At 33.5% G+C, this 24632-nt stretch carries 22 protein-coding genes; 14 read left to right on the top strand and 8 right to left on the bottom strand.

What is annotated here, in order from left to right:
* The first annotated feature begins 24 nt into the window (after positions 1-24).
* The 5 genes from BXU01_RS20380 (at position 25) to BXU01_RS20360 (ending at position 4844) form a co-directional block, all read left to right on the top strand.
* Complete coding sequence (locus tag BXU01_RS20380; RefSeq protein ID WP_083695004.1) at positions 25-1296, top strand: adenylosuccinate synthase; 1272 nt, start codon at positions 25-27, stop codon at positions 1294-1296.
* Between the two features lie 56 nt (positions 1297-1352).
* The gene (locus tag BXU01_RS20375) at positions 1353-1934 is read left to right on the top strand and encodes an NUDIX domain-containing protein (protein WP_206196632.1); all 582 of its coding nucleotides are present in this window, start codon (positions 1353-1355) and stop codon (positions 1932-1934) included.
* 6 nt (positions 1935-1940) lie between these two features.
* A complete protein-coding gene (locus BXU01_RS20370; RefSeq protein WP_083695002.1) occupies positions 1941-2501 on the top strand; it encodes a hypothetical protein in 561 nt (186 codons plus the stop codon).
* Between the two features lie 87 nt (positions 2502-2588).
* Positions 2589-3473, top strand: a complete 885-nt coding sequence (locus BXU01_RS20365; protein ID WP_083695001.1) for a L,D-transpeptidase — start codon at positions 2589-2591, stop codon at positions 3471-3473.
* 171 nt (positions 3474-3644) lie between these two features.
* Positions 3645-4844: a hypothetical protein gene (locus tag BXU01_RS20360; RefSeq protein ID WP_083695000.1), complete on the top strand. Its 1200-nt coding sequence runs from the start codon at positions 3645-3647 to the stop codon at positions 4842-4844.
* Between the two features lie 68 nt (positions 4845-4912).
* Here BXU01_RS20360 and guaB read toward each other — a convergent pair whose 3' ends face one another.
* The 4 genes from guaB to BXU01_RS20340 all read right to left on the bottom strand — a co-directional run bounded on the left by guaB (position 4913) and on the right by BXU01_RS20340 (position 9705).
* Positions 4913-6385, bottom strand: coding sequence for an IMP dehydrogenase (gene guaB, locus BXU01_RS20355; protein WP_083694999.1), 1473 nt, complete (start codon positions 6383-6385; stop codon positions 4913-4915).
* Between the two features lie 424 nt (positions 6386-6809).
* Positions 6810-8210, bottom strand: a complete 1401-nt coding sequence (locus BXU01_RS20350) for a DUF5723 family protein (protein WP_083694998.1) — start codon at positions 8208-8210, stop codon at positions 6810-6812.
* A complete protein-coding gene (locus tag BXU01_RS20345; RefSeq protein WP_083694997.1) occupies positions 8207-8758 on the bottom strand; it encodes a hypothetical protein in 552 nt (183 codons plus the stop codon). Before BXU01_RS20345 ends, BXU01_RS20350 begins: the two co-directional genes overlap by 4 nt.
* Before the next feature lie 80 nt (positions 8759-8838).
* Positions 8839-9705, bottom strand: coding sequence for a hydroxymethylglutaryl-CoA lyase (locus BXU01_RS20340; RefSeq protein WP_083694996.1), 867 nt, complete (start codon positions 9703-9705; stop codon positions 8839-8841).
* Positions 9706-9906: 201 nt separating this feature from the next.
* On the opposite strand from BXU01_RS20340, the gene BXU01_RS20335 reads away from it, so the two are divergent.
* A complete protein-coding gene (locus tag BXU01_RS20335; protein ID WP_083694995.1) occupies positions 9907-10521 on the top strand; it encodes a SatD family protein in 615 nt (204 codons plus the stop codon).
* Entirely contained in the window at positions 10518-11234 is a 717-nt protein-coding gene (locus BXU01_RS20330; RefSeq protein ID WP_083694994.1) for a DUF3307 domain-containing protein, read from the top strand. The genes BXU01_RS20335 and BXU01_RS20330 overlap by 4 nt, the downstream gene beginning before the upstream one ends.
* On the opposite strand, the gene BXU01_RS20325 is transcribed toward BXU01_RS20330, so the two are convergent.
* Positions 11220-12254 carry a quinone-dependent dihydroorotate dehydrogenase gene (locus BXU01_RS20325; RefSeq protein ID WP_083694993.1) on the bottom strand — a complete coding sequence of 345 codons (1035 nt, stop codon included), beginning with the start codon at positions 12252-12254 and terminating at the stop codon, positions 11220-11222. The two genes, BXU01_RS20330 and BXU01_RS20325, sit on opposite strands and share 15 nt — an antisense overlap.
* 134 nt (positions 12255-12388) lie before the next feature.
* Between BXU01_RS20325 and BXU01_RS20320 the strand changes: the two genes are divergently transcribed.
* The 4 genes from BXU01_RS20320 (at position 12389) to BXU01_RS20305 (ending at position 16766) form a co-directional block, all read left to right on the top strand.
* A complete protein-coding gene (locus BXU01_RS20320) occupies positions 12389-13381 on the top strand; it encodes a DUF6515 family protein (RefSeq protein WP_083694992.1) in 993 nt (330 codons plus the stop codon).
* Between the two features lie 131 nt (positions 13382-13512).
* Entirely contained in the window at positions 13513-14646 is a 1134-nt protein-coding gene (locus BXU01_RS20315) for a formylglycine-generating enzyme family protein (protein ID WP_083694991.1), read from the top strand.
* 250 nt (positions 14647-14896) lie between these two features.
* Complete coding sequence (pepT, locus tag BXU01_RS20310; protein WP_083694990.1) at positions 14897-16174, top strand: peptidase T; 1278 nt, start codon at positions 14897-14899, stop codon at positions 16172-16174.
* A 1-nt stretch (position 16175) separates the two neighbouring features.
* A complete protein-coding gene (locus BXU01_RS20305; protein ID WP_083694989.1) occupies positions 16176-16766 on the top strand; it encodes a YdeI family protein in 591 nt (196 codons plus the stop codon).
* Between the two features lie 431 nt (positions 16767-17197).
* Here the strand turns inward: BXU01_RS20305 and yajC are convergent, their stop codons facing one another.
* The 3 genes from yajC to BXU01_RS20290 all read right to left on the bottom strand — a co-directional run bounded on the left by yajC (position 17198) and on the right by BXU01_RS20290 (position 19859).
* Positions 17198-17473 carry a preprotein translocase subunit YajC gene (yajC, locus tag BXU01_RS20300; RefSeq protein WP_055098477.1) on the bottom strand — a complete coding sequence of 92 codons (276 nt, stop codon included), beginning with the start codon at positions 17471-17473 and terminating at the stop codon, positions 17198-17200.
* A gap of 48 nt (positions 17474-17521) precedes the next feature.
* Positions 17522-18433 (bottom strand): transcription antitermination factor NusB, encoded by a 912-nt coding sequence (nusB, locus tag BXU01_RS20295; RefSeq protein ID WP_056247300.1) that lies wholly within the window; start codon positions 18431-18433, stop codon positions 17522-17524.
* A 316-nt stretch (positions 18434-18749) separates the two neighbouring features.
* Positions 18750-19859, bottom strand: a complete 1110-nt coding sequence (locus BXU01_RS20290; protein ID WP_083694988.1) for a Glu/Leu/Phe/Val dehydrogenase — start codon at positions 19857-19859, stop codon at positions 18750-18752.
* Between the two features lie 204 nt (positions 19860-20063).
* On the opposite strand from BXU01_RS20290, the gene BXU01_RS20285 reads away from it, so the two are divergent.
* The 3 genes from BXU01_RS20285 (at position 20064) to BXU01_RS20275 (ending at position 24629) form a co-directional block, all read left to right on the top strand.
* Entirely contained in the window at positions 20064-21842 is a 1779-nt protein-coding gene (locus tag BXU01_RS20285) for an ABC transporter ATP-binding protein (protein WP_083694987.1), read from the top strand.
* Between the two features lie 68 nt (positions 21843-21910).
* A complete protein-coding gene (locus tag BXU01_RS20280; protein WP_017495419.1) occupies positions 21911-22279 on the top strand; it encodes a PUR family DNA/RNA-binding protein in 369 nt (122 codons plus the stop codon).
* Between the two features lie 88 nt (positions 22280-22367).
* Complete coding sequence (locus BXU01_RS20275; protein WP_255373810.1) at positions 22368-24629, top strand: glycoside hydrolase family 3 N-terminal domain-containing protein; 2262 nt, start codon at positions 22368-22370, stop codon at positions 24627-24629.
* The last annotated feature ends 3 nt before the right edge of the window (positions 24630-24632 follow it).

The raw sequence follows: 24632 nt of genomic DNA, 5'->3' as shown, positions 1-24632 counted from the left end.
TGCCCTAACGCAAATTAAAACAGAATGACCGTAGATTTATTACTAGGATTACAATGGGGAGATGAAGGTAAAGGGAAAATTGTTGACGTTCTTACCTCTAATTATGATATTATTGCACGTTTTCAAGGAGGACCAAATGCAGGGCACACATTAGAATTTGACGGAATAAAACATGTACTTAGAACCATTCCTTCTGGAATTTTTCATGAAAAATCAATAAACATCATTGGTAATGGTGTTGTAATAGATCCGGTAGTTTTTCAAAAAGAAATTGAAGGTTTAGAGAAATTTAACCTTGATATCAAAAGCAAATTAATCATTTCAAGAAAAGCACACTTAATCTTACCAACTCACCGTTTACTGGATGCAGCATCTGAGGCATCTAAAGGAAAAGCAAAAATTGGTTCTACTCTTAAAGGAATTGGACCAACTTACATGGACAAAACCGGTAGAAACGGTTTACGTGTTGGAGATATTGAATTAGAAGATTTTAAAGAGCGTTACAGAGCATTAGCTGATAAGCATGAAGCAATGATTGCTTTTTATGACGTAGCGATTCAATACAACTTAGCTGAACTTGAAAAAGAGTTTTTTGAAGCTATCGAAGAATTAAAAAAATTAGATTTTATTGACAGTGAAGAATATATGTACCAGGCTCAAAAAGCAGGTAAATCTATTTTATGCGAAGGAGCTCAAGGATCATTATTAGATGTTGATTTTGGAACTTATCCTTTCGTAACTTCATCAAATACTACTGCTGCAGGAGCTTGTACAGGTTTAGGAATTGCTCCTAACAAAATTAAGGAAGTATACGGAATCTTTAAAGCTTATGTTACACGTGTAGGTAGCGGACCTTTCCCTACGGAACTTTTTGACGAAGTTGGTGCAACAATGGCAAGAGTTGGTAACGAATTTGGATCTGTTACAGGAAGACAAAGACGTTGCGGATGGCTGGATATTGTAGCTTTAAAATATGCTGTTCAGGTAAACGGAGTTACTCAATTAATGATGATGAAAGGCGACGTTCTTTCAGGATTCGAAACTTTGAAAGTTTGTACAGAATACAACTATAAAGGACAAAATATTTCTCACTTTCCTTATAACATCGAGCCGGAAAACGTAACTCCTGTTTATAAAGAATTTAAAGGATGGAAAGCTGACTTAACGGGATTGACAACTTACGATCAATTACCAATTGAGCTAAAAGAATATATTGAGTTTATTGAAGAAGAAGTTGGAGTGCCAATTAAGATTGTATCTGTTGGACCGGACAGAAAACAAACAATAACAAAATAACACCTCTAAACGCTCTGATAACCAGGGCGTTTTTTTATACAAAAATATTTCTAATCATGAGAAATCCAGAAATTAAAGTTACGGAAACAAAATTGTTATCAGACAATTGGTATATACTAAACAAAGTAACTTTTGATTATCAAAAGAAAGATGGTAAAGTAGAATCTCATATTCGTGAAGTCTACGATCGCGGCAACGGAGCTGCTATTTTACTATACAACTCCTCTAAAAAAACAGTAATCTTAACAAGACAATTCAGGCTGCCTACTTATCTTAACGGAAATAAAACCGGAATGATGATCGAGGTTTGTGCAGGACTTCTGGATCAGGATAATGCAGAAGTTGCTGTTATTCGCGAAACCGAAGAAGAAACAGGTTATCGCTTAAAAAAAGTCGAAAAAGTTATAGAAACTTATATGTCTCCAGGTTCTGTTACAGAGATTTTATATCTTTTTGTTGGCGAATATGATGAAACCATGAAAGTAAATGATGGCGGAGGATTAGATGCTGAACAAGAAAACATTGAAGTACTGGAATATACGTTTGATGAAGCATATACAATGATTGAATCCGGTGAAATTACTGACGCTAAAACTATTTTATTATTGCAACATGCTAAAATAAAAGGATTGGTTTAATATCAGATGACTAAAATTAATATTTGGCAGGAATTCGCAAAAGAAACAAATGGAACTTTTAATGAAGGTTATTCATGGCGCTCTGACTCTAACGAAATAGAATACAAAAACTGGAAAATTACGTTTGATAATTACACCTTATGGTCAGGTAAATATAGTACTCAGTTAACACGCGTTATTGTTCCGATTACATTAAAAGATAATTTGAAATTTGAAATTTACCGTGAAGGGTTTACCCGAAAAATTGAAAAATTGTTTGGAGCACAAGATATAGAAATTGGCTATCCTGAATTTGATAAAGCTTATATCATTAAAAGCAATAATGAATTCAAAATAAAAAAAATATTACGCAATAAAGAGTTAAGAGACCTGATCGAATCTCAAAAAGAAGTAAACATTCAAATATTAAATCAAAAAGGAATTTGGGAAAAACAACTTCCCGTTAATGAATTCGAATTATCTTATTTTACAGATGGTAAAATTCTTGATTTAGAGGTTTTAAATTCTTTATTAAAACTTTTTAAAGTTTTGTTGGATCAATTGTTTGAAATGGATTGTATTGAATAAAATGAGAATCAAACAAACAATTCAAAAAATTGTGTAAGTTCCGTTAGCTACTATTAAAATAACTTTACAGTAATAAAAAACCAGTTTATGAAAAAGTTATATTACACATCCAATATCTTATTACTATTAGTATTAGTTTTATTAGGTTCATGCAAAAAAAGTGAATCAACTGAAGTAAAAAAAGAGGCAAAACCAAAGAAAACTATCGAATATAAAAAGCCACAATCAGTTTCTTATAAATTTGAGAAAACGAAAGAATGGCTGAAAATAAATGAATCGGACAGCAGCAAACTTAAAATTGCGTACGCTTTAAACCGAACTGATAAAGCAAATTTCGTAAAAATGGATTCTGTTATAGTTCCAGCTGATTTTACTGGAGACATTGTTTATTATCTTCCGTTTCCTTTGCATGTGAGCGCTTTAGAAGACGTTTCAAAAGTTATTATTTTCTCTTATCCTGCTCAGGCATTTGCCGCTTATGAGAATGGAGAACTTGTATATACCGGACCAACTAATATGGGAAGAAAAAAAGATCCAACTCCAACCGGATTATTTTTCACCAATTGGAAAGCTGAAAAAACGACCAGTACATTTAATGATGAATGGGACTTAAAATGGAATTTTAATATTGAGAACAAACTTGGTGTTGGTTTTCATGAATATGAATTACCAGGATATCCTGCATCACATTCTTGCTTACGATTACAAGAAAACGACGCTAAATACTTGTATAAATTTGCTGATGAATGGATCTTGAAAGATAAAGAAAATGTAAAAGTAAAAGGAACTCCGGTTATTGTTTTTGGAAGTTATCCGTTTGGTGAACCAAAACCTTGGTACGTATTAGTCAAAGATCCAAAAGCTCTGGATATTTCAGAATCTGATCTGGAAACTCAGGTACAACCTTTTATCCAAAAGATATTAGAAAATCAAAAAGTCAGGGAAACAGAAAAACAAACTGCTTCACTTTAAAATATAATCTAAAGAAAAAACTGCTAATAAGTTTTGACGAATTATATTAGTAGTTTTTTTAGATTTAAAATAAAACAAAAGGCATAAGNNCTTATGCCTTTTGTTTTATTTATTGAAAAGTCATTTATTTTTTTCTATTTTTAAATTTACATAACTTTTCTCATAAAAATAATGAAACCAATATTTCTATTAGTCTTCTTGCTTTTCTTTTTTACAGCAAAATTGTATTCTCAAACTAAAAAAGAAATCTATCAGTTTTCTCAGGATATAAATCACAAAATCGAAAAAGATACTGTAAAGTGGAAATATCAAAGCGGAGCAGCTGCTTATTCTATTAGCGGTTACTATAAAAAGGCACTTGAAACCTGGGATAAAAATGGAGCCAAAATACCGGTAATAACAAAGGAAGACAGCTTGTATTTTAAAAAGTTTCATGCAGAAAACGCAGCAGATTATATTGTTCGCAGATCTAAAACTGAAAAAGTTATTATGATCAATGAAGCCCATAATAATGCCAGACATCGAGTATTTACCACTTCAATACTTCAGGGTCTCTATAATAATGGTTTTCGTTTTCTAGGTATCGAAGCTCTTAATGACACCTTAATAAATAAAAGAGAATTTCCTGTTTTGGAGAGCGGATTTTATACGCAGGAACCTCAATTTGGTAATTTGATTAATGAGGCTATAAAAATTGGCTTTACTGTATTTGGCTATGAAGATTTTAATACCCCAAATTTAAACGGAAAAGAAAGAGAAATTAAACAAGCTCAGAATATTGCTAAATGGATAGAGAAAAATCCTGAAGGAAAATTTTTAATTCATTGCGGATACGATCATATCATTGAAGGAATACCTGGAATTAAATCCTGGGAAAAAGCTATGGCGGGCAGAATAACTGAATTTACAGGAATAAATCCGTTTACAATTGATCAAATTCAATATTCTGAAAGAGGCGACAGCAAATTGAATCAGCCTTATATACAAATGCTAAATTTAAATTATCCTGCAATCTTAGTAGATTCAAATAATAAAACATTTAATGGCGCTATTGATAATCCCAAAAAAATTGATTGCTCAATAATACATCCTATTACAAAATATGATAATGAAAGACCGGATTGGATGACTTTATCAGGAAAAAGAAAGATTTACAATATTTCAAATTCTAAAATAAAGGAGTTTCCAGTATTAGTTATGGCTTACCGAATTAATGAACTTGAAAAAGATGGAACACCTGCAGATATTATTGAAATTTTAGACAACACCAGCAAAGGCAGTTTAATATTAGATAAAGGCAAATACAAAATTGTAATTAAAAATAAAGATTACAAAATAACAAATGAGTTTTTGCATACAGTAAAAAACTAAAGCTTATAAAATTAAAAAAGGCATAAGATTTAGTTTCTTATGCCTTTTTTATATCTAAAACTAAAAAATTATCTTGAATAATTTGGAGCTTCTTTTGTAATTGTTACATTATGTGGATGACTTTCTGTAATTCCGCTTGACGTGATTCTAACAAAACGTCCGGTTTCCTGCAAAGTCGGAATATCTTTTGAGCCACAGTATCCCATTCCGGCGCGAAGACCTCCAACAAATTGAAGCATACTTTCATTTAATTCTCCTTTGTAAGGAACACGACCAACGATTCCTTCTGGAACTAATTTTTTGACATCGTCTTCAACATCCTGAAAATAACGATCTTTAGACCCCGTTTGCATGGCTTCAACAGAACCCATTCCGCGGTAAGATTTGAATTTTCTTCCTTCAAAAATAATAGTTTCTCCCGGAGATTCTTTTGTTCCTGCTAGTAAAGATCCTAACATTACACAGTCAGCACCTGCAGCAATTGCTTTAGGGATGTCACCTGTATAACGAATTCCACCATCGGCAATAACGGGAACTCCAGTTCCTTTGATAGCCGCAGCTACTTCAAGAACTGCTGAAAATTGAGGAAAACCAACACCTGCAACGATACGGGTTGTACAAATAGAACCTGGTCCAATTCCTACTTTTACTCCGTCTGCTCCGTTTGCTACTAAATATTTAGCGGCTTCAGGAGTTGCAATGTTCCCTACAATTACATCAATATTTGGGAATTTTGATTTTATTTCTTTTAATGTATTTACCACACCTTCAGTATGTCCGTGAGCGGTATCAATGATAATTGCATCAACTCCGGCAGCAACTAATGCTTCTGCTCTTTGCACTGCATCACCCGTAACACCAATTGCAGCAGCAACTCTTAAACGTCCAAAAACGTCTTTGTTAGCAATTGGTTTTTGCGTTAATTTTGTGATATCTCTAAAAGTGATTAAACCTACCAATTCGTAATTAGCATTTACAACTGGTAATTTTTCTATTTTATGTCCTTGTAAAACTACTTCAGCTTGTTCTAGTGAAGTTCCTTCGGCAACAGTAACTAAGTTTGTACTGGTCATTACCTCAGCAATTGGTTTTGCACCATTTTTTTCGAAACGTAAGTCACGGTTTGTAACGATTCCTTTTAATATTCTGTTTTCGTCAACAATTGGAATACCGCCAATTCCAAATTCTTTCATCGCATTTTTAGCATCTGCAATTGTTGAATTCATTGGTAAAGTTACCGGATCGATAATCATTCCTGATTCAGCGCGTTTTACTCTTCTAACTTTCGCAGCTTGTTGCTCGATTGTCATATTTTTATGCAAAACACCTATTCCGCCTTCTTGCGCCATAGCAATTGCCATAGAACTTTCTGTAACGGTATCCATAGCAGCTGATACTATTGGAACGTTTAATGTTATATTTCGTGAAAATTTTGATTTGATACTCACTTCGCGAGGAAGCACATTCGAGTAGTTAGGTACTAATAATACATCGTCGTAAGTTAAACCTTCGCCGATAATCTTGGAGTTGTGTGCTATCATGTTGCAATTTCTAGTTGAATTGCGTGCAAATATAGTGAATAAATTGGAAACTTGATTACTAACTTATTCATAAATTTAACTTTACAGGAAAGGACTTACAAATACAACAGCACTAGCCCTGATGGAAATGGAAAGCCACGAAAAGTAAAACATCATTTTTTTCTGGTCTTAAAAAGCGACCAGCGGAAGCTCTTTTAAGGCCTTGAAAAAAAGTTGTTTTGCTCGAGTGCTTGCAATAAACAGCAGGAAATAGCTTCTTAAAAAAAATCGCCATATTAGTCATAAAAGAAAATTTAATTCTTAGCCAATTTGCTATACTTTTCGCATAGTTCTCTCCCGAAGTCTCGGGACGCTCGAACTGACAAACTTCATCACTTCGGACTTTGACAAATTAAATGAACTTATATAACTTATATGGTAAAAATCAATCTTCGGAATTCTGAAAAACAAAATTAAAACCAAATTGAAATGCTATACTGTTGGCTTTTGAAACATCTTTATATTCGAGAACATTATCAACGAGAAGGTACATATTGAGTTTTCCAAGTGTTCCGGAAATTCCTAAACCTATATTTTTATTCGAATATGAATCGAATGTATAAGTAGCTTTTATATCTAATTTCTCGAAGATGCTTCGTTTATAAAAAGCGGTTACCGCCACAAATGGATCAACAGGCATTGACATTATAAACAATTGCCCACCAAGTGAATTGACATATTTTCTATCAATTTTTCCTTTACAATTACAATCTCCGTCATAACGCGCCTCGCCAAATGAATACTGAAGTGATGAATAGAATTTTGTTGGTCGCCAGGTCGTATACTTGTTATAAAGTGTATCCCTTGGTATGGCTTTTTCAAATTCATCAAAAATATTTTCAGGCTCATTTGTTGGGTCAAAACTAGGATTAACGCCCTGATAATTATAAGTCCCTTTGTACGTTATTGTTTCGAGATCTTTGGTGTGTCTTATAAAACCGAGATCGACAATACTTGCTGTAAACTGTAGATTTTCCTTAAAATAATAAGTAAGTCCGGCATCAAGACCAAGACCTAAACTCCCGTTAAAGAAAGTATTATGAGCAATATCTTTTGGGATGCTTCCTTCGTATTCATCTTTTGTAAAGGCAGCAATTCCAGAGGTTTTAAGTTCTAAATGCGAAGCTATTATTTGGTTATAAATATTTGGCGTTCCGGCACTTTGACCTGTAAAAATATATCCGGAATTTTTAGTCGATGTTGCATTTGCGCCACTTGAATATAATTTTGCACGACCACCTAAAACCAATTTCTCATTTAGTTTTTTATGAAATCCTACATGAAAAACAGACAAAACTTCTGCTCTTACATTTAAGTCGGCCAGATTAAATGATTTGCCAATGTAATCCCTGTTTCCGTCTAGCGCTAATATTGCAGGATCTTTTGGAACATACATTAAAAAATCGAATTCCTGATAAACACCAAACGACACATAAGATTGACTATCCTTTCCTCCTACCCTAAATCCGCCAGAAAATAATTCAAGCTGTTGATTGACCTGGGCTTTATCCTTGCTCGAAGAATTATTGATAACATTGCGGACTTTATCATTAAAATCAATTCCGTTATTTGCGAATAAATCATACGCCGAAAAACTACTGGAACCAAAATTGGCTGAAACTCCGGATAAAACCGGAATTCCGAAATAGAATTTATACGAAACATCAGCTCCCGGATTTAAAAGTGATGATTGCGGAATAGCCGTGAAATTATAAAGCACTTCTTTGTTTTGAGCAAAGCAGGAAAGTTGAAAAGCGATGATTACTATCAGATATACTTTTCTCATTCTATTTCCATATAAGCGGTTGCGCCTGAGCGTAATCTCAAACTTCCTGTACTATTTTGGTCTAATGCCGGTCCAGGTGCCATTCTAATAAAAAAAGCCAGTTTAGCCGTTTTTTTTAAAAGTTCTAACCTTTGATTTTCAAACACTTCAGTAGGATATTTTATAATATTTGAACTGCCTGAATAGGCTGGAATTGAATAGGAATTTGTTTCTAAAATCTGGCCATTAGCATCCAGAAGTAATATTTCAACTGTAAAATCTCTAATAATAGTGTTTTCTATTTCAAAATCAAGTTCTGCTTTAATGAGATTATCCCTGAGAAATTCTCCTTTAAAAGCGTCAAAAACCTGTTCATCAAATAATACTTGTCCTCCACCACTGTTTGCTAGTTGAGTTGCAGGAACATTAAAGTAGGTGAGATTAGCAACAAATACGGGTTTTAATTTCAGATCTTTAGTCTGGTCAAAATCTAAATCGCTTGAGCATGAAAAAAACAAGCTTGATAAAAAAAGTATCTTAAAAATTCTATTTATAAAGTTTACTTTCATAGCTTAATTTGTATCTAAACAATAACAACGTTATTATTTTATTACTTATTATCTGCCTGATAGTAAATATAGTAATTTTCTTAATGAAATTTGCCGAATAATTTAGAAGCCTCATTATAAGCACTTTCAAAACTTAAAGAGTTTAGTCCGGTTGCTTTTTTATTAGATGTAAAATAAGAGATTAATTTTTCTGTAGGCATATTTCCTGTCAGCTTATCTGTCGCCATCGGGCATCCTCCAAAACCCTGAATAGCACCATCAAAACGGGTACAGCCGGCTTTTGATGCGGCATCGATTTTTTCGAACCAACTATTTGGGGTGGTGTGCAAATGCGCGCCAAACTCTATTTGAGGATATTTAGGAATTAAATTTGAATAAAGATAAGTAATCACTTCAGGCGTAGAACTGCCAACGGTATCTGAAAGCGATAAGATTTTCACTCCCATTCCGGCCAGTTTTTCTGTCCATTCACCAACGATCTCAACATTCCAGGGATCTCCGTACGGATTGCCGAAACCCATAGAAAGATACGTTACGACTTCTTTATTTTTTTTATCGGCGATTTCCAGAATTTCTTCAAGTGTTATTAAAGATTCTGCAATGGTTTTATGGGTATTTCGCATCTGAAAATTCTCAGATATAGAAAAAGGAAATCCTAAATATTGAATAGGCTCATGTTCTGATGCTAATGTTGCGCCTTGGGTATTCGCGATGATAGCCAACAATTTGCTTGTGGTTTGCGATAAATCAAGTTGTGCCAGAACCTCAGCCGTATCCTGCATTTGCGGAATTGCTTTTGGAGAGACAAAACTTCCAAAGTCAATCGTATCAAAACCTACTCGAAGCAAAGCCTGTATATAAGAAACCTTGTTTTTAGTAGGAATAAAAGTTTTGATACCTTGCATAGCATCACGAGGACATTCGATAATCTTGATTTCTTTATTCAAAGCTTATTCTTTAGTGAAGGCTAAGTTAGCTTCTTTTTTAAAGAAATAAAAACTATAATTTTCATTAATTACAATATTACATTAAATCGTAATAACAAAACATATTACGTATAAACGTAATATTAAAACATATTACATTAAATGGTAATATTTACATATCTTTGTAGTATTAAATTTATTTATTTTTAATTATATTTGAATATGACAAGCGTAATTACAGGTGATATCATTGGCTCAAGACAACAAACCTCTAAACATTGGGTAGAGGATTTGAAAAAGATCTTATCTCTGTTTGGAGAAATGCCAAGTCAGTGGGAAATTTACAGAGGAGATGAATTCCAGATCGAAATTAAGAATCCGGAAGACGCGCTATGGTCTGCTATTTTGATAAAAGCCCATCTGAAAGCCATAAAATTAGATGCCAGAATGAGTATTGGTTTTGGCAGTAAAACACATCATGCAGAGAAAATATCAGAAAGTAATGGTACTGCTTTTATACATTCCGGAGAACTTTTTGGGACTTTAAAAAAACAAAAAGTAACTTTAGCCATGCGAACCGGTGATGATGCTATTGATGAAAAAATGAATTTAATGATACAGCTGGCTTTAACTTTTATGGACAGCTGGCTTGCACAACCAGCAGAATTTGTAGTGGCAGCCATACAAAATCCTACGTTATCGCAGGAAGAATTAGGACAAAAATTAGGCATTAATCAGGCAGCTGTAAGCCGCAGGCAAAAACGGGCCCAGTTTGATTTGATAATGCAATTAGATCGTTATTTCAGAAAACAAATAAAACAACTTACAACGTCATGATTTTATTTATAAAACTGCTTTTAGCACATTTATTAGGCGATTTTATATGGCAGCCCAATTCATGGGTAGCACATAAAGAGGCAAAAAAACATACCAGTATTTATTTATATCTTCATATAGTTTTGCATGGTATTCTGGCTGCAATTTTAGTTGGGGAAATTCAATTTATACCTTACGCTTTTTTAATTGCCGTAACACATGGCATAATCGATTTGATCAAATTAAATTTTCAGAAAACGAAAACAAGACGCACCTGGTTTATTATGGACCAAATTGCGCATGTTTTAATTTTAATTGGGGTTGTATTACTCTATAAAGGCGAAACCATCAATTTTACATGGTTCAATAATCAGTTTTGGATTTTAATTACAGGTATTTTATTTATTACCAAACCCACTTCTATTTTTATAAAAACCATTATTTCTATCTGGAGTCCGGAGAGTCAAAATAGTCATAATGATAATTCACTTGCTACCGCAGGAAATTATATTGGTATATTAGAACGCTTGTTTGTATTCTGTTTTATTTTAACAGGACATTTTGAAGCAATAGGATTTTTACTTGCCGCTAAATCAATTTTTAGATTTGGAGATTTAAAAGAAGCCAAAGACAGAAAACTTACTGAATATGTTTTAATAGGCACATTAATTAGTTTTGGGACTGCAATTGTTACAGCATTAATTGTGCAGGCACTACTTTTACAATTGCTTTAATATTTTTTTATTGATTGCTTTTATCAAAGCTGGTCCCTCATAAATAAAACCGGTATATAATTGTACCAGGCTTGCTCCGGCATTTAGCTTTTCGATAGCATCATCTGCAGAATGTATTCCTCCTACTCCAATGATCGGGAATGCTTTATTACTTTTTTCAGAAAGAAAACGAATCACTTCTGTAGAACGTTTCGTTAATGGTTTTCCTGATAACCCGCCCATTTCAGATTGGTTTGAAGATTGTAATCCATCTCTTGAAATTGTTGTATTCGTTGCAATTACTCCTGCAATTTGAGTTGTTTTTACAATATCAATAATATCCAATAATTGCTCGTCTGTAAGATCCGGAGCAATTTTTAATAAAATTGGTTTTATTTTTTGAGTACTTGTTTTTTGTTTTTCTACATTTCTGTTTTGCAGGGTTTGTAACAAAGCCGTTAAAGGTTCTTTATCCTGTAAAGCTCTTAGATTTGGCGTATTTGGAGAACTTACATTCACTACAAAATAATCTACATGATCAAATAGGGCATCAAAGCAAATAATGTAATCGTCTACGGCATTTTCGTTTGGTGTTACTTTATTTTTACCAATGTTTCCGCCAATTAAAACTCCTGAATTCTTTTTTAAACGCTCTACAGCTTCAAGAACACCACCATTATTAAACCCCATTCGGTTAATAATTGCCTGATCAGCTTTCAATCTAAACAAACGTTTCTTAGGATTTCCTTCTTGTCCAACTGGTGTTACAGTTCCTATTTCTATGAATCCAAAACCAAAATCAGAAAGTTCTTTATATAATTTGGCATCTTTATCAAATCCTGCTGCAAGTCCTACCGGGTTTTTGAATTTGATTCCAAATACTTCACGCTCTAAACGAGTATCTTTTACTTCGTATATTGATTTTATAATTGATGAAACTCCGGGAATTTTTGAAATGAATTTAACAAATGAAAAAGTAAAATAATGTACTTCTTCCGGATCAAACCAAAATAGTATAGGGCGAATTATCAATTTATACATAAGAGTGTTGTGTGTGTTTTTTCGGTTGCAAATTTAATTATAATACTTCAGACAATTATACACTAAAATGATTTTTTATTTTTCGCGATTATTCCTATTTTTTTCATAATTTTAATCATCTTAAAACACTGAAAATGAAAAGTATAAAAATAATTCTCAGAAAAATAGCGCTAGTATGTCTGATGGGATCATTTTTTTTGATTTCAATAGATAGCATAGCACAACGTCATGGCGGCGGAGCACACAGAGGCGGAAATATGGCAAGACCGGCTCAATCCAGACCGGCTCAGGCGAGACCTGCAACCCATACCAGACCCGCATCTAATGAATCTACAATAAAACGACCTGCAACTACAACCAGACCAGGATCTGGCGGTACCGGAACAAATAAAATTACAAGGCCATCAACAGGATCAAACTCTAAAATTGGGGATAGAACAAACAATCGAAACTCAAACACCGTAAATAGAAATAAAACCGGAAACAGAAATACTAATATTAGCGGTAATACGGTTAATAGAAACAGAAATAATGTAAATATTGACAGAAGCAGAGATATTAATATACACAATAACAGAAACACTGTTGTAAGACGAAACAATGTCATAGTTTACAATCGTCCGCCTTACAGATATGGAGGTTATCGATACAACACTTTCCACCCTTACTATTTCCATCCTTACCATCCATTTTATTATGGGCCAGTTTGGCATCCATGGGGCTTTTTCGTGGCAACTTTGGCCGTTACAGCAATTGTAGTTAGTGTCGAGAGTACTCAATATCACTATGATCAGGGAGTTTGGTATGCTCCATCAAACGGAGGTTATACGGCCGTTCCTGCTCCAGTTGGAGGAACCGTGAATAATATACCAAGCGGAGCAGAAACTGTCAATACAGGAACCGTCAACAACTACTATTATGGAGGAACTTATTATGAAAAAGACGGAAGCTCTTATAAAGTTGTTCCGCCAACCGCAGGAACCGTAGTCGATAATTTACCTGAAGGAGGTGAAGAAGTTACCATTGGTGATGTTAAGTATGTAAAATTTGGAGAAACCTATTATCAGCCTGTTCAAGTAGACGGAAAATCTAAATACGAGGTTGTATTGGTCGAAGAAGATAAATAAACTATATTAACCTTATCAAATAAATAGAGATTTGTAAGGTTATTTTTTAAACTTTATAAAATTTTATCAGAAATTGCATTTCTACGATTTTATAATAACGAACCAGCCATTTACCACATAAAATAATTATAATGAAAAATAAAACCTATTGGATTTTAGCAATTCTTACTATCTCCATTATTTCAATTGCATATGGTTACAGCACTTTTATTACTCCTAAACAAAAGTTAGCTGCATTAGATTGTGCCGAAACTCCAAATCCAGCTGACTCGTCTTTATTTAAACCTACAATAGAAAATAAAAACAGACCTCCTGCTAATAAAACCCCAAAGGGAATGGTATGGATTCCAGGTGGAGAATTCTCTATGGGAAGCAATGTTGAAGATGAAAGTTTATGCAGCATTAAGGGAGTTACAAAAGATGCAGCACCTATACATCAGGTATATGTAGATGGATTTTATATGGATAAAACAGAAGTTACAAACGAACAATTTGAAGCTTTTGTTAAAGCTACAGGTTATGTAACATTAGCCGAAACAAAACCAAGTCATGAAGAATATCCTGATGCTCCACTAGAAAACTTAGTCGCAGGATCTGCTGTTTTTACTCCTACTCCTGCAAAGGTTGATCTAAATAATTATATGCAATGGTGGACTTATGTTCATGGTGCAGACTGGAGACATCCTGAAGGCGCCGGAAGCTCTATTAAAGGAAGAGAGAAATATCCTGTAGTTCAGGTTTCATATGATGATGCGGCTGCTTATGCAAAATGGGCAGGAAAACGATTGCCCACTGAAGCTGAATGGGAATTTGCAGCACGTGGCGGAAAATCAGGCCAGTTATATGCCTGGGGAAACACCTTAAAACCAAAAGGCAAATTTCAGGCTAATATCTATCAGGGACACTTTCCTATAGAAAAAGGAGACACCGGAGAAGATGGGTATATTGGTATTGCACCAACCGCTCAATTTGAACCAAATTCGTATGGTTTGTATGATATTGGTGGAAATGTTTGGGAATGGACAAACGATTGGTATACTGCAGATTATTATGATATTTTAAAACAAAGCGGTAAAGTAGCCAAAAATCCAAAAGGCCCGGATTCGTCTTATGATCCAGGAGAACCTGGCTTACCTAAAAAAGTACAGCGCGGAGGATCATTTTTATGTACAGATCAATATTGTACACGCTATATGGTAGGAACCAGAGGAAAAGGTGATTATAAATCCCCTGCAAATCATATTGGTTTTAGGTGTGTGCAGTAAGTTTTTCTTAAAGAAATTTTGCCACGAATTTCACTAATTTTCACTAATAAAAAAATTGTTATGCATGCCTTAATATAAAAATCCCAGTTTTATGAATTATGATTCGTAAAACTGGGATTTTTATATTTAAATTAATTGGTGCTACTTTGTGAAATTCGTGGCAAACTTTTTTTACCCAAATTTACAGTTTTCATAATTTACAGCTTTACAACGCCTGATTATTTACTTATATTTGCTAAAAATTAAACAAATGCAACATATTATAGATCGTTTTATTAGTTACATAACTATTGATACCGAATCAGACCCAAATTCACAAACCACTCCAAGTACAGAGAAACAATGGAATCTTGCCAATAAATTGGTCGAAGAATTAAAATCAATTGGATTAGATGACGTTACTATAGATGACAAAGCTTATATCATGGCGACTTTGCCAAGTAATGTAGATCATGAAGTACCAACAATAGGTTTTGTATCGCATTTTGATACATCGCCGGATTTTAGCGGAGCAAATGTAAAACCGCAGATTATTACCAATTACGACGGAAAAGACATTGTTTTGAATGCAGAAAAAAACATCGTTTTATCTCCAAATTATTTCAAAGATTTACTACAATATAAAGGACAAACGATCATCACAACTGACGGAACTACTTTGTTAGGCGCAGATGATAAAGCCGGTATTACAGAGATTGTTTCGGCAATGGAATATTTAATTCAACATCCGGAAATTAAACACGGAAAAATTAGAATTGGATTTGCTCCTGATGAAGAAATTGGTCGTGGCGCACATCATTTTGATGTTCAAAAATTTGGTGCTCAATGGGCTTATACAATGGACGGAAGTCAGATTGGCGAATTAGAATATGAAAATTTTAATGCAGCCGGAGCCAAAATTACTTTCAAAGGAAAAAGCGTTCACCCGGGTTATGCAAAAGGAAAAATGATCAATTCGATGTTGATTGCGAATGATTTCATCAATAAACTTCCAAAAGGGGAAACTCCTCAGGAAACCAAAGGTTATGAAGGTTTTTTCCATGTTCATCACTTAACGGGAAGCATTGAAGAAACTGTTTTAGAACTTATTATAAGAGATCACAATAAATTAAAATTCGAAAAAAGAAAAGATCTGATTGGTAAAATTGCCAAAAAAATCAATAAAAAATTCGCTAAACAATACGGTGAAGATATTGTAACGACCGAAATAAAAGATCAGTATTACAATATGAAAGAAAAAGTGCTTCCGGTAAAACATATTGTAGATATTGCCGAAAAAGCAATGAGAGAACTGAACATTAAACCCATCATAAAGCCTATTCGCGGCGGAACTGACGGATCGCAATTATCCTTTATGGGATTACCTTGCCCGAATATCTTTGCAGGTGGTCATAACTTTCACGGAAAATACGAATATGTTCCTGCAGAAAGCATTCAAAAAGCAACTGATGTTATTGTAAAAATTGCTGAATTAACAGCGATTCAAGGTATATTCGATGTAACCGAAAAACCTAAAAGAAAAAGATAAATTGGAAGAAGCTAATTCTGACAAAAAACACGTTTGGGACAAAGTCAATAAGTGGGAAGAAGAACTTCTTTTCCTGAAATCAATTATTGACAAAACCGAACTTGTTGAAACCATAAAATGGGGCGGACCTATTTATGTTTACAACAAGAGAAATGTTATTGGGATTGGCGGTTTTAAAAATTATTTTGCGATTTGGTTTCTTAACGGAGTTTTTCTGAAAGACAAAAAAAAGAGACTCATTAACGCTCAGGAAGACAAAACAAAATCCATGCGACAATGGCGCTTTACATCAAAAGAAGAAGTAAACGAAAAAGAAGTTTTAGAATACATTCTTGAAGCGATTGAAAACGAAAAGCAAGAAAAAATTATAAAACCTTCTAAAAAAGAAGCTATAATCTCTGAACTTCTCCAAAAAGAAATGGATCAAAATCCAGCTTTAGCAGAAGCTTTTCAAAAATTTAGTCCTTATAAACAATATGAGTTTCTGGAATATATTGAAAGTGCTAAACAAGAGAAAACCAAACTTTCAAGAATCGAGAAAGTGATTCCGATGATTTTGAATAACTTGGGATTGAATGATAAATATAGGTAGAATTTCAAATTCCTATTTTCAGAGACCTTTGTCAAAGTTTAAAACTTTGACAAAGGTCTTTTCTTTTTTTGTCATTTCAAGAGAAACAAAACATACAACGATCTAATTGGAATCCAATCTCTTTACGCAGACGCACTGCAGTGCGTCTCTACGATTAACAATACGGATAATAGGAACGAACCATCAAATTTACAATCTACATAATACAAATCTATAAAGATTGACCGTAGAGACGCACTGCAGTGCGTCTAACTAAAGATTGAAGAGTTACTAAGTGGAGTTTCTTGCGGAGACCCCTCATTCATCGGGATGAAATACTTTGCGTACAATTATTTTTTTGTAATTTCGCATAGCACAACACCTTAAAACAAAAAAAATCCCAAATTCTAAATTAGAATTTGGGATTTATATTTTATAGAATGTCTAAAAAATTACGCTTTTTTAGCTAAAGCAGCGCTCATTTCCATAGAAATAGCTGAACGCTCAATTTTTAATTTTCCAGACATTGTTTCGATAACAGCACTTGTTTCTGCAAGCTCAACAATTTTACCGTGAAAACCACTTTTAGTAATTATCTTATCACCTACTTTCAGGCTGCTTTCAAATTCTTTTTCGTTTTTTGCTCTTTTTTGTTGTGGTCTGATCATGAAGAAATACAGTACTACAAACATTAGTAAATAAGGAGCAAATTTCATTAAATCTTGCATAGTATTCAGTTTTTATTTTTTATTATTAATATTTATGTTTTTCAATTTTTACATCAAACCTCTACCTACTTTAATCATCTTTTTATTGGCGGTAAGCTCTTTAACAAGATTATCTAAAATTCCGTTGATAAAAATACTACTTTTTGGTGTAGAATATTCTTTCGCAATTTCTAAATATTCGTTCAGCGTTACTTTTACTGGAATCGACGGGAATTTTAAAAATTCACAAATTGCCATTTTCAGGATAATAGTATCAATTTCAGCAATCCTTTCGCTATCCCAATTTGGTGTTTTGTCATCATATTCTTTTGCCAGAATAGATTCATTTAAAACTGTTCTTCTAAATAAATCTTTAGCAAAATCTTTATCTTCAACATCTTTATACAATTTTGGCACTCTAAAATCATCCGGATCCTGAGTTTTAATTGCTTTTAATTGTTTTACAATATGAGTATTTACAACCGGAATATCATCAACCCACGTTAATTTATCATCCTCTAAATATTCATATAATTTTTCGTTAGGAACAATTACATCAGCAAACAAATCAATTACAAATTGTCTGTCTTCTTCAAAAGTATTTGTAGTTGTACTCATGTATTTTGCATACAAATCACTTGACTTAATATCATTTAAAAGTAAAATGATATAATCATCATTCAAAGACCAGTTGTTGATTTTACGATTTTCTAAAGCAATACTTAGAGAATTGCTTTCGGCAAGAAGTTGAAAAATTTTGTTATTGATAAATTTTTCATTCGGATTACGTTCTGCTGCAGTTGCAAGATGTTTTTTGCTTGACAGATGCAAAAAAACAGATTCTTTTTTGCAAATTTCAATTAATGAAGAAAGCATTATAAGATATAAGTCCTGAATATTATCGATACTATAGAAAAGAAACTTTTCTTCTTTTTCCAGATTATCAGAACCGCTTTGATGCATTGCATAAATGGACTGCATTACTTTAACGCGTATGTGTCTTCTATTTACCACCTTGTAAGAACATTTAAAAATTAGTCTGCAAAATTAAGGATTTCAATCCTTATAATAAAATTTATTCGCAATTTTTAGTCACAGTTTTCAGGCGAACCTATTAGAAAGTCGCAGTTTTCAGTGTCAGTTTTCAGTCGATGCGCATAAAGTCGCAGTATTCAGTGTCAGTTTTCAGCCAATGCGAATAAAAAAATCCCAGTCTCAATTTTTTTCAAAACTGAAAACTGGGACTGAGACTGAGACTATAAACTGGCACTGAAAACTGAGACCGTGACTCTAAAAATTACTTCTTAGCAGCGTTTTCAATTTTTCTTAAATCAATACGATTTTGAGCAATTGTAAGCGCAGCTTTATGAGTTGTCATTCCGTTTTTCACGGCATAATCTATAATTTCTAAAGTCGTGTTATAGATATTTTCGGTTTTTGTCATGATTTCGGCTTTACCGTAGTGCTCTAATTCAGCATAAACATTGATAATTCCACCAGCATTGATTAAGAAATCCGGCGCGTATAAAATACCTCTTTCCTGTAATCTTGCTCCATGAATATTCTCATCAGCTAATTGATTGTTGGCAGCACCAGCAATAACTTTAGCTTTTATTTTATTTACAGTATCATTATTAATAGTTGCTCCCATTGCACATGGCGCATAAATATCAACATCAGCTGTATATAAATCTTCTCCTGTAAATATTGTTGCGTTGTATTTTTGAGCTACTTCGTATAATTTTTCCTCGTTGATATCACTAATAGTTACGATCGCTCCTTCTTTTGTTAAATACTCAACCAAAGCCTCACCAACGTGACCAATTCCCTGAACCAAAACTTTTTTACCATCTAAAACATCAGTACCAAACTGACTTTTAGCAGCAGCTTTCATCCCTAAATAAACACCATAAGCAGTGATTGGAGAAGGATTTCCTGAACCACCTCTTTCTTCAGAGATACCCGTAACATAAGGAGTTACATCTCTTACGGTATCCATATCTTTAGTTTCCATTCCAACATCTTCAGCAGTAATATATCTACCACCCAAAGAGTGAACAAATTCACCAAATTTGCGCATTAATTCAGGTGTTTTTTGCGTTTTAGCATCACCAATAATTACCGCTTTACCTCCACCGATATTTAATCCGGTAATGGCAGATTTATATGTCATACCTCTTGAAAGACGCAAAACATCATTTAGTGCTTCCCATTCGGTATTATAGTTCCACATTCTGGTTCCTCCTAAAGCTGGTCCCATAACCGAATTATGAATACCAATAATTGCTTTTAAACCCGTATCTTTGTCATTGCAAAAAACAATTTGTTCGTGATCGTCAAAAGATAATTGACCAAAAACAGGATCCATTTTTTGAAGTTCTTTTCCAGTTGCGAAAGTTGCATCCATAGCGCTACTAATTTATTTGTTAAAATTATGAATTTGTTAAAAAGACTTCTCAAATTTATACAAATAATATACATGTGCTAATTTTTTATCCTTAAAATAACAATTTAACAATCGTTTTGTTTTGATTAAATTATATATTCCGCTAATTTTAATTCATAATAATTTACAAAATCAAAACATTTCATCATTGAATCTCTTAAAAAAATGAAAGAATTAAGCTATTTAAACAAATATTTCATCAAATATAAATATAGTTTCTCTTTAGGAATTTTAATCACCATAATCGCACAAATATTCTCTTTATTCACTCCTAAGCTCATTAGCAAGTCTTTAAACGCAATTGAGAAGTTTGATAAACTGCCAAAAACAGATCAAACATCACAGGCAATTATTGACACTTATCGCGATGGTTTGATTCATAACGTTCTGCTAATCATAGCCACTACAATTGTCGCGGGATTCCTGACTTTTCTAATGCGCCAGACTTTAATTGTAATGTCACGTCATATTGAGTTCGATTTAAAAAATGAGGTTTTTAAGCAATACGAAAACCTTTCACAGAACTTTTACAAACAAAACCGTACCGGAGATTTAATGAATCGTATCAGCGAGGATGTTTCTAAAGTCCGCATGTATGTTGGTCCTGCGGTAATGTACACCATCAATACCTTTATCAGATTCGCAATTGTAATCATATATATGTATAATGTTTCACCATTATTGACCTTATATACTATTTTACCTTTACCAATTCTTTCGTATTGTATTTTTAAACTAAGTTCAGAAATCAACAAACGTAGTACAACGTTTCAGCAATATTTATCGAAAGTATCAAGTTTCTCACAGGAAATATTTTCTGGAATTCGTGTCATAAAAGCGTATTCATTAGAAAATCAACATCAGAATAATATGGTGGCTCTTGCCGATGAAAGCAAAAAAAAGAGTTTGGATCTTGCCAAAGTTCAATCCTTATTTGGCCCTTTGATGATTGCCTTAATCGGAATTAGTAATCTGGTGGTGATTTATTTTGGAGGTGTTATGTATATTAACGGAACCATTCCTAATATTGGTACAATTGCAGAGTTTATTTTATATGTAAACATGCTGACCTGGCCAGTTGCTTCTTTAGGATGGGTTTCATCTATGGTTCAGGAAGCAGAAGCTTCTCAAAAACGTTTGAATGAATTTTTAAAAATTGAACCTGAAATTAAAAACGAAAATGAAAATTCATCGGATATACAGGGTTCAATTTCTTTCGAAAATGTAAGTTATACGTATCAGGATACTAATATTGAAGCTTTGAAAAATGTAACTTTTACAGTAAAAAAAGGAGAAACATTAGCGATTTTAGGAAAAACCGGTTCCGGAAAATCTACTATTTTATCTTTAATTTCTCGTTTATATGATGTTACTGACGGGAAAATTACAATTGATCAGAATGAAATTAGCACATTAAATTTAAATGATTTGCGAAATAACATCGGAATTGTCCCTCAGGATGCTTTTTTATTTTCGGATACTATAAAAAACAACATCAAATTTGGTAATCAAAATGCCAGCGACGAAGAAGTAATCGAAGCTGCCAAAAATGCTGTCGTTCATGATAATATTATCGCTTTTAACAAACAATACGACACTATTTTAGGAGAGAGAGGTATTACACTTTCTGGCGGACAAAAGCAGCGTGTATCTATTGCGCGTGCAATAATTAAGAATCCGGCAATTTTACTTTTTGACGATTGTTTATCTGCAGTCGACACAGAAACAGAAGAAACAATTTTGAACAATTTATTTGAAATCTGTAAAGATAAAACTACAATAATAGTCAGTCATCGGGTATCATCAGCAAAAAATGCCGACAAAATAATCATTTTAGAAGATGGCAGGATCATCCAACAAGGCTCTCATAATCAATTAATAAATCAGGAGGGATATTATTCGTCATTATATTTAAAACAACTTTCGGAAAAAGAATTACTTTAAATGTTGCGTAATAGATAATTTTTTATGATTTTTGAGTACTATTAATTCCAAAAATGATAGAACGTATTATGAGAGAAAATGACATGTTAGAAAAAGAAGAGATTTTTTCTAAAGTATTACGAGCAGGAAGAAGAACTTATTTCTTTGATGTGAGAGCTACTAAAGCTGATGACTACTATATCACTATTACCGAAAGTAAAAAATTTACTGAAGAAGATGGTTCTTTTCATTTTAAAAAACACAAAATTTACTTGTACAAAGAAGATTTTAGTGCTTTTGCCGAAATATTAGAAGAAATGACTTCGTATGTCTTGAACCACAAAGGCGAAGAAGTGATTTCAGAAAGACATCAAAAAGATTTTAAAAAAGAATACGGTTCTGATAAGCCTGAAGGTCAAAGGACCAGTTTTACTGATATTGATTTTGACGATATTTAGTCAAAAATAACTTTTTAAAAAGTACGAGTCCAATATGTCCTGCATTTTGGACTTTTTTTATATATTTAAATTAAAAAAGCTAACCTTGATGACACTAACCACAAAACCACATTATTGTTTATTATTTTTTTTCTTTATAATATCAATATCGTACAGTCAAAAAGCGGATTTAAATATTGAAAAGAAAATCGACAAGATCATAAAAAACATGACCCTGGAACAAAAAATTGGCCAGACATGTCTTAAAGGAACTTCAAGCCGCAGTAAAGGTTTATCTGATGAACTTAAAAATGATGTTCGAAAAGGTTTAGTTGGCGCCATTTTAAACCTTACAGATCCCAATTTAGTTTTTGAAATACAAAAAATTGCCTTAGAAGAAAGTCCCAATCATATTCCTTTATTATTTGGAAGAGATGTTATTCATGGTTATAAAACTATTTTCCCGATTCCGTTAGGATTAGCTGCTTCGTGGGATATGGATTTAGTCGAAAAAACATCCCAAATTGCTGCTAATGAATCCTATTCAAGATGTATCAATTGGACTTATGCGCCAATGGTGGATATTGCTAGAGATGCCCGCTGGGGAAGAATCGCAGAATCTCCAGGCGAAGATCCTTTACTGGCATCACGATTAGGAGTTGCTTATATAAAAGGTTTTCAGGGAAATGATCCAGCCGTTCCGGGACAAATTTTAGCTTGTGCCAAACATTTTGCCGCTTATGGCGCTGCAGAAGGCGGACGGGATTACAACACAGTCAGCATGTCTGAATCGTTACTGCGAAACGTATATTTAAAACCTTTTGAAGCCGCAGCAAAAGCCGGAGCAGCTACTTTTATGAGTTCCTTTAATGACCTTAACGGAGTTCCTGCTTCCGGAAATCATTTTTTGCTAAAAAAAATATTACGAGAAGAATGGAAATATGATGGTTTTGTGGTCAGCGACTGGAATTCTGTTACAGAAATGATTCCGCATGGTTATGCCGCTGACGAAAAAGATGCTGCATTAAAATCTGCAACAGCAGGACTTGACATGGAAATGACCAGTTTATCATATGCCCATCATTTAAAAACCCTGATTGCTGAAAAGAAAGTTTCTGAAAAGGAATTGGATGAAATGGTTCGTAATATTCTTCGAATAAAATTCAGAGCCGGAATTTTTGAAAATCCATACTTTAAAGACCGTGAAAAATTTTCATTATTAAGCGCCGATGCTTTGCAGACCGCCAGAACTGCAGCAAGTAAAAGTTGTGTTTTATTAAAAAACGAAAATCAGATTTTACCTTTAAAATCCAATCAAAAAATAGCCGTAATTGGCCCATTGGCAGATGCTTCACGAGAACAATTAGGAACCTGGATTTTTGACGGAAATAAAGAAGATTCTCAAACTCCGCTAAAAGCGTTACAAAATAGTTTTGGATCAAATAATGTGTTTTATTCCGCCGGACTTTCGCATAGCAGATCTTTATCTGAAGATGGTTTTGCAGCGGCAATCTCAGAAGCTAAAAAATCAGATGTAATTTTATTTTTTGCCGGAGAAGAAGCCATTCTTTCCGGAGAAGCACATTCAAGAGCGAATATTAATTTACCGGGTTTACAGGAAAAATTAATAACTGAATTACAAAAAAACGGAAAACCAATTGTATTGGTATTGATGGCAGGAAGACCTATAACTTTAGGCGCTGTTTTACCACAGGTAAATGCCTTAATTATGGCGTGGCATCCGGGAACAATGACTGGTCCTGCCATTTCTGATGTGCTTTTGGGAGTTACAAATCCGTCAGGAAAATTACCTGTAACCTGGCCAAAAGAAGTTGGTCAGATTCCTATTTATTACAATCATCCAAATACCGGACGACCGGCAGATCCTAAAACTTTTGTGGCAATTCAGGATATTCCTGTCGAAGCCTGGCAAAGTTCTTTAGGAAATAACTCTCATTATCTTGATGCAGGTTATGAACCTCAGTTTCCTTTTGGATTTGGATTGAGTTACACGACTTTCTCTTATGAGAATTTAAAAATCGAAAAAGCAATTCTTAAAAATAATAATACTGAAAAATTAAACGTTTCAGCAATTATTACCAATACCGGCAATACTACAGGAACAGAAACGGTACAATTATATGTTCGTGATATTACCGGAAGCATTGTGAGACCAATTAGGGAACTGAAAGATTTTGTACAAATCGAATTAAAACCTAAGGAATCCAAAACAGTACAATTCTCAATTCCTGTTTCTGAGTTTGCTTTTTATAATGATAAAATGGAACTTAAAACAGAGCCTGGTGATTTTAAAGTATGGATTGCTTCGCATGCAAAAAATGGCCTGGAAGGTGATTTTAAAATAGAATAAAAT

The organism is [Flexibacter] sp. ATCC 35103, assembly GCF_001975985.1.
GTDB lineage: Bacteria > Bacteroidota > Bacteroidia > Flavobacteriales > Flavobacteriaceae > Flavobacterium.
The sequence above is the reverse complement of the archived record's forward strand: the minus strand, read 5'-3'. Positions and strand labels throughout refer to the sequence as shown.

Excerpts from the sequence above, each read along its gene's own strand:
- BXU01_RS20380 (WP_083695004.1), top strand. The coding sequence starts at position 25 with ATGACCGTAGATTTATTACTAGGATTACAATGGGGAGATGAAGGTAAA.
- BXU01_RS20375 (WP_206196632.1), top strand. The coding sequence starts at position 1,353 with ATGAGAAATCCAGAAATTAAAGTTACGGAAACAAAATTGTTATCAGAC.
- BXU01_RS20370 (WP_083695002.1), top strand. The coding sequence starts at position 1,941 with ATGACTAAAATTAATATTTGGCAGGAATTCGCAAAAGAAACAAATGGA.
- BXU01_RS20365 (WP_083695001.1), top strand. The coding sequence starts at position 2,589 with ATGAAAAAGTTATATTACACATCCAATATCTTATTACTATTAGTATTA.
- BXU01_RS20360 (WP_083695000.1), top strand. The coding sequence starts at position 3,645 with ATGAAACCAATATTTCTATTAGTCTTCTTGCTTTTCTTTTTTACAGCA.
- guaB (WP_083694999.1), bottom strand. The coding sequence starts at position 6,385 with ATGATAGCACACAACTCCAAGATTATCGGCGAAGGTTTAACTTACGAC.
- BXU01_RS20350 (WP_083694998.1), bottom strand. The coding sequence starts at position 8,210 with ATGAGAAAAGTATATCTGATAGTAATCATCGCTTTTCAACTTTCCTGC.
- BXU01_RS20345 (WP_083694997.1), bottom strand. The coding sequence starts at position 8,758 with ATGAAAGTAAACTTTATAAATAGAATTTTTAAGATACTTTTTTTATCA.
- BXU01_RS20335 (WP_083694995.1), top strand. The coding sequence starts at position 9,907 with ATGACAAGCGTAATTACAGGTGATATCATTGGCTCAAGACAACAAACC.
- BXU01_RS20330 (WP_083694994.1), top strand. The coding sequence starts at position 10,518 with ATGATTTTATTTATAAAACTGCTTTTAGCACATTTATTAGGCGATTTT.
- BXU01_RS20325 (WP_083694993.1), bottom strand. The coding sequence starts at position 12,254 with ATGTATAAATTGATAATTCGCCCTATACTATTTTGGTTTGATCCGGAA.
- BXU01_RS20320 (WP_083694992.1), top strand. The coding sequence starts at position 12,389 with ATGAAAAGTATAAAAATAATTCTCAGAAAAATAGCGCTAGTATGTCTG.
- BXU01_RS20315 (WP_083694991.1), top strand. The coding sequence starts at position 13,513 with ATGAAAAATAAAACCTATTGGATTTTAGCAATTCTTACTATCTCCATT.
- pepT (WP_083694990.1), top strand. The coding sequence starts at position 14,897 with ATGCAACATATTATAGATCGTTTTATTAGTTACATAACTATTGATACC.
- yajC (WP_055098477.1), bottom strand. The coding sequence starts at position 17,473 with ATGCAAGATTTAATGAAATTTGCTCCTTATTTACTAATGTTTGTAGTA.
- nusB (WP_056247300.1), bottom strand. The coding sequence starts at position 18,433 with ATGCAGTCCATTTATGCAATGCATCAAAGCGGTTCTGATAATCTGGAA.
- BXU01_RS20290 (WP_083694988.1), bottom strand. The coding sequence starts at position 19,859 with ATGGATGCAACTTTCGCAACTGGAAAAGAACTTCAAAAAATGGATCCT.
- BXU01_RS20285 (WP_083694987.1), top strand. The coding sequence starts at position 20,064 with ATGAAAGAATTAAGCTATTTAAACAAATATTTCATCAAATATAAATAT.
- BXU01_RS20280 (WP_017495419.1), top strand. The coding sequence starts at position 21,911 with ATGAGAGAAAATGACATGTTAGAAAAAGAAGAGATTTTTTCTAAAGTA.
- BXU01_RS20275 (WP_255373810.1), top strand. The coding sequence starts at position 22,368 with ATGACACTAACCACAAAACCACATTATTGTTTATTATTTTTTTTCTTT.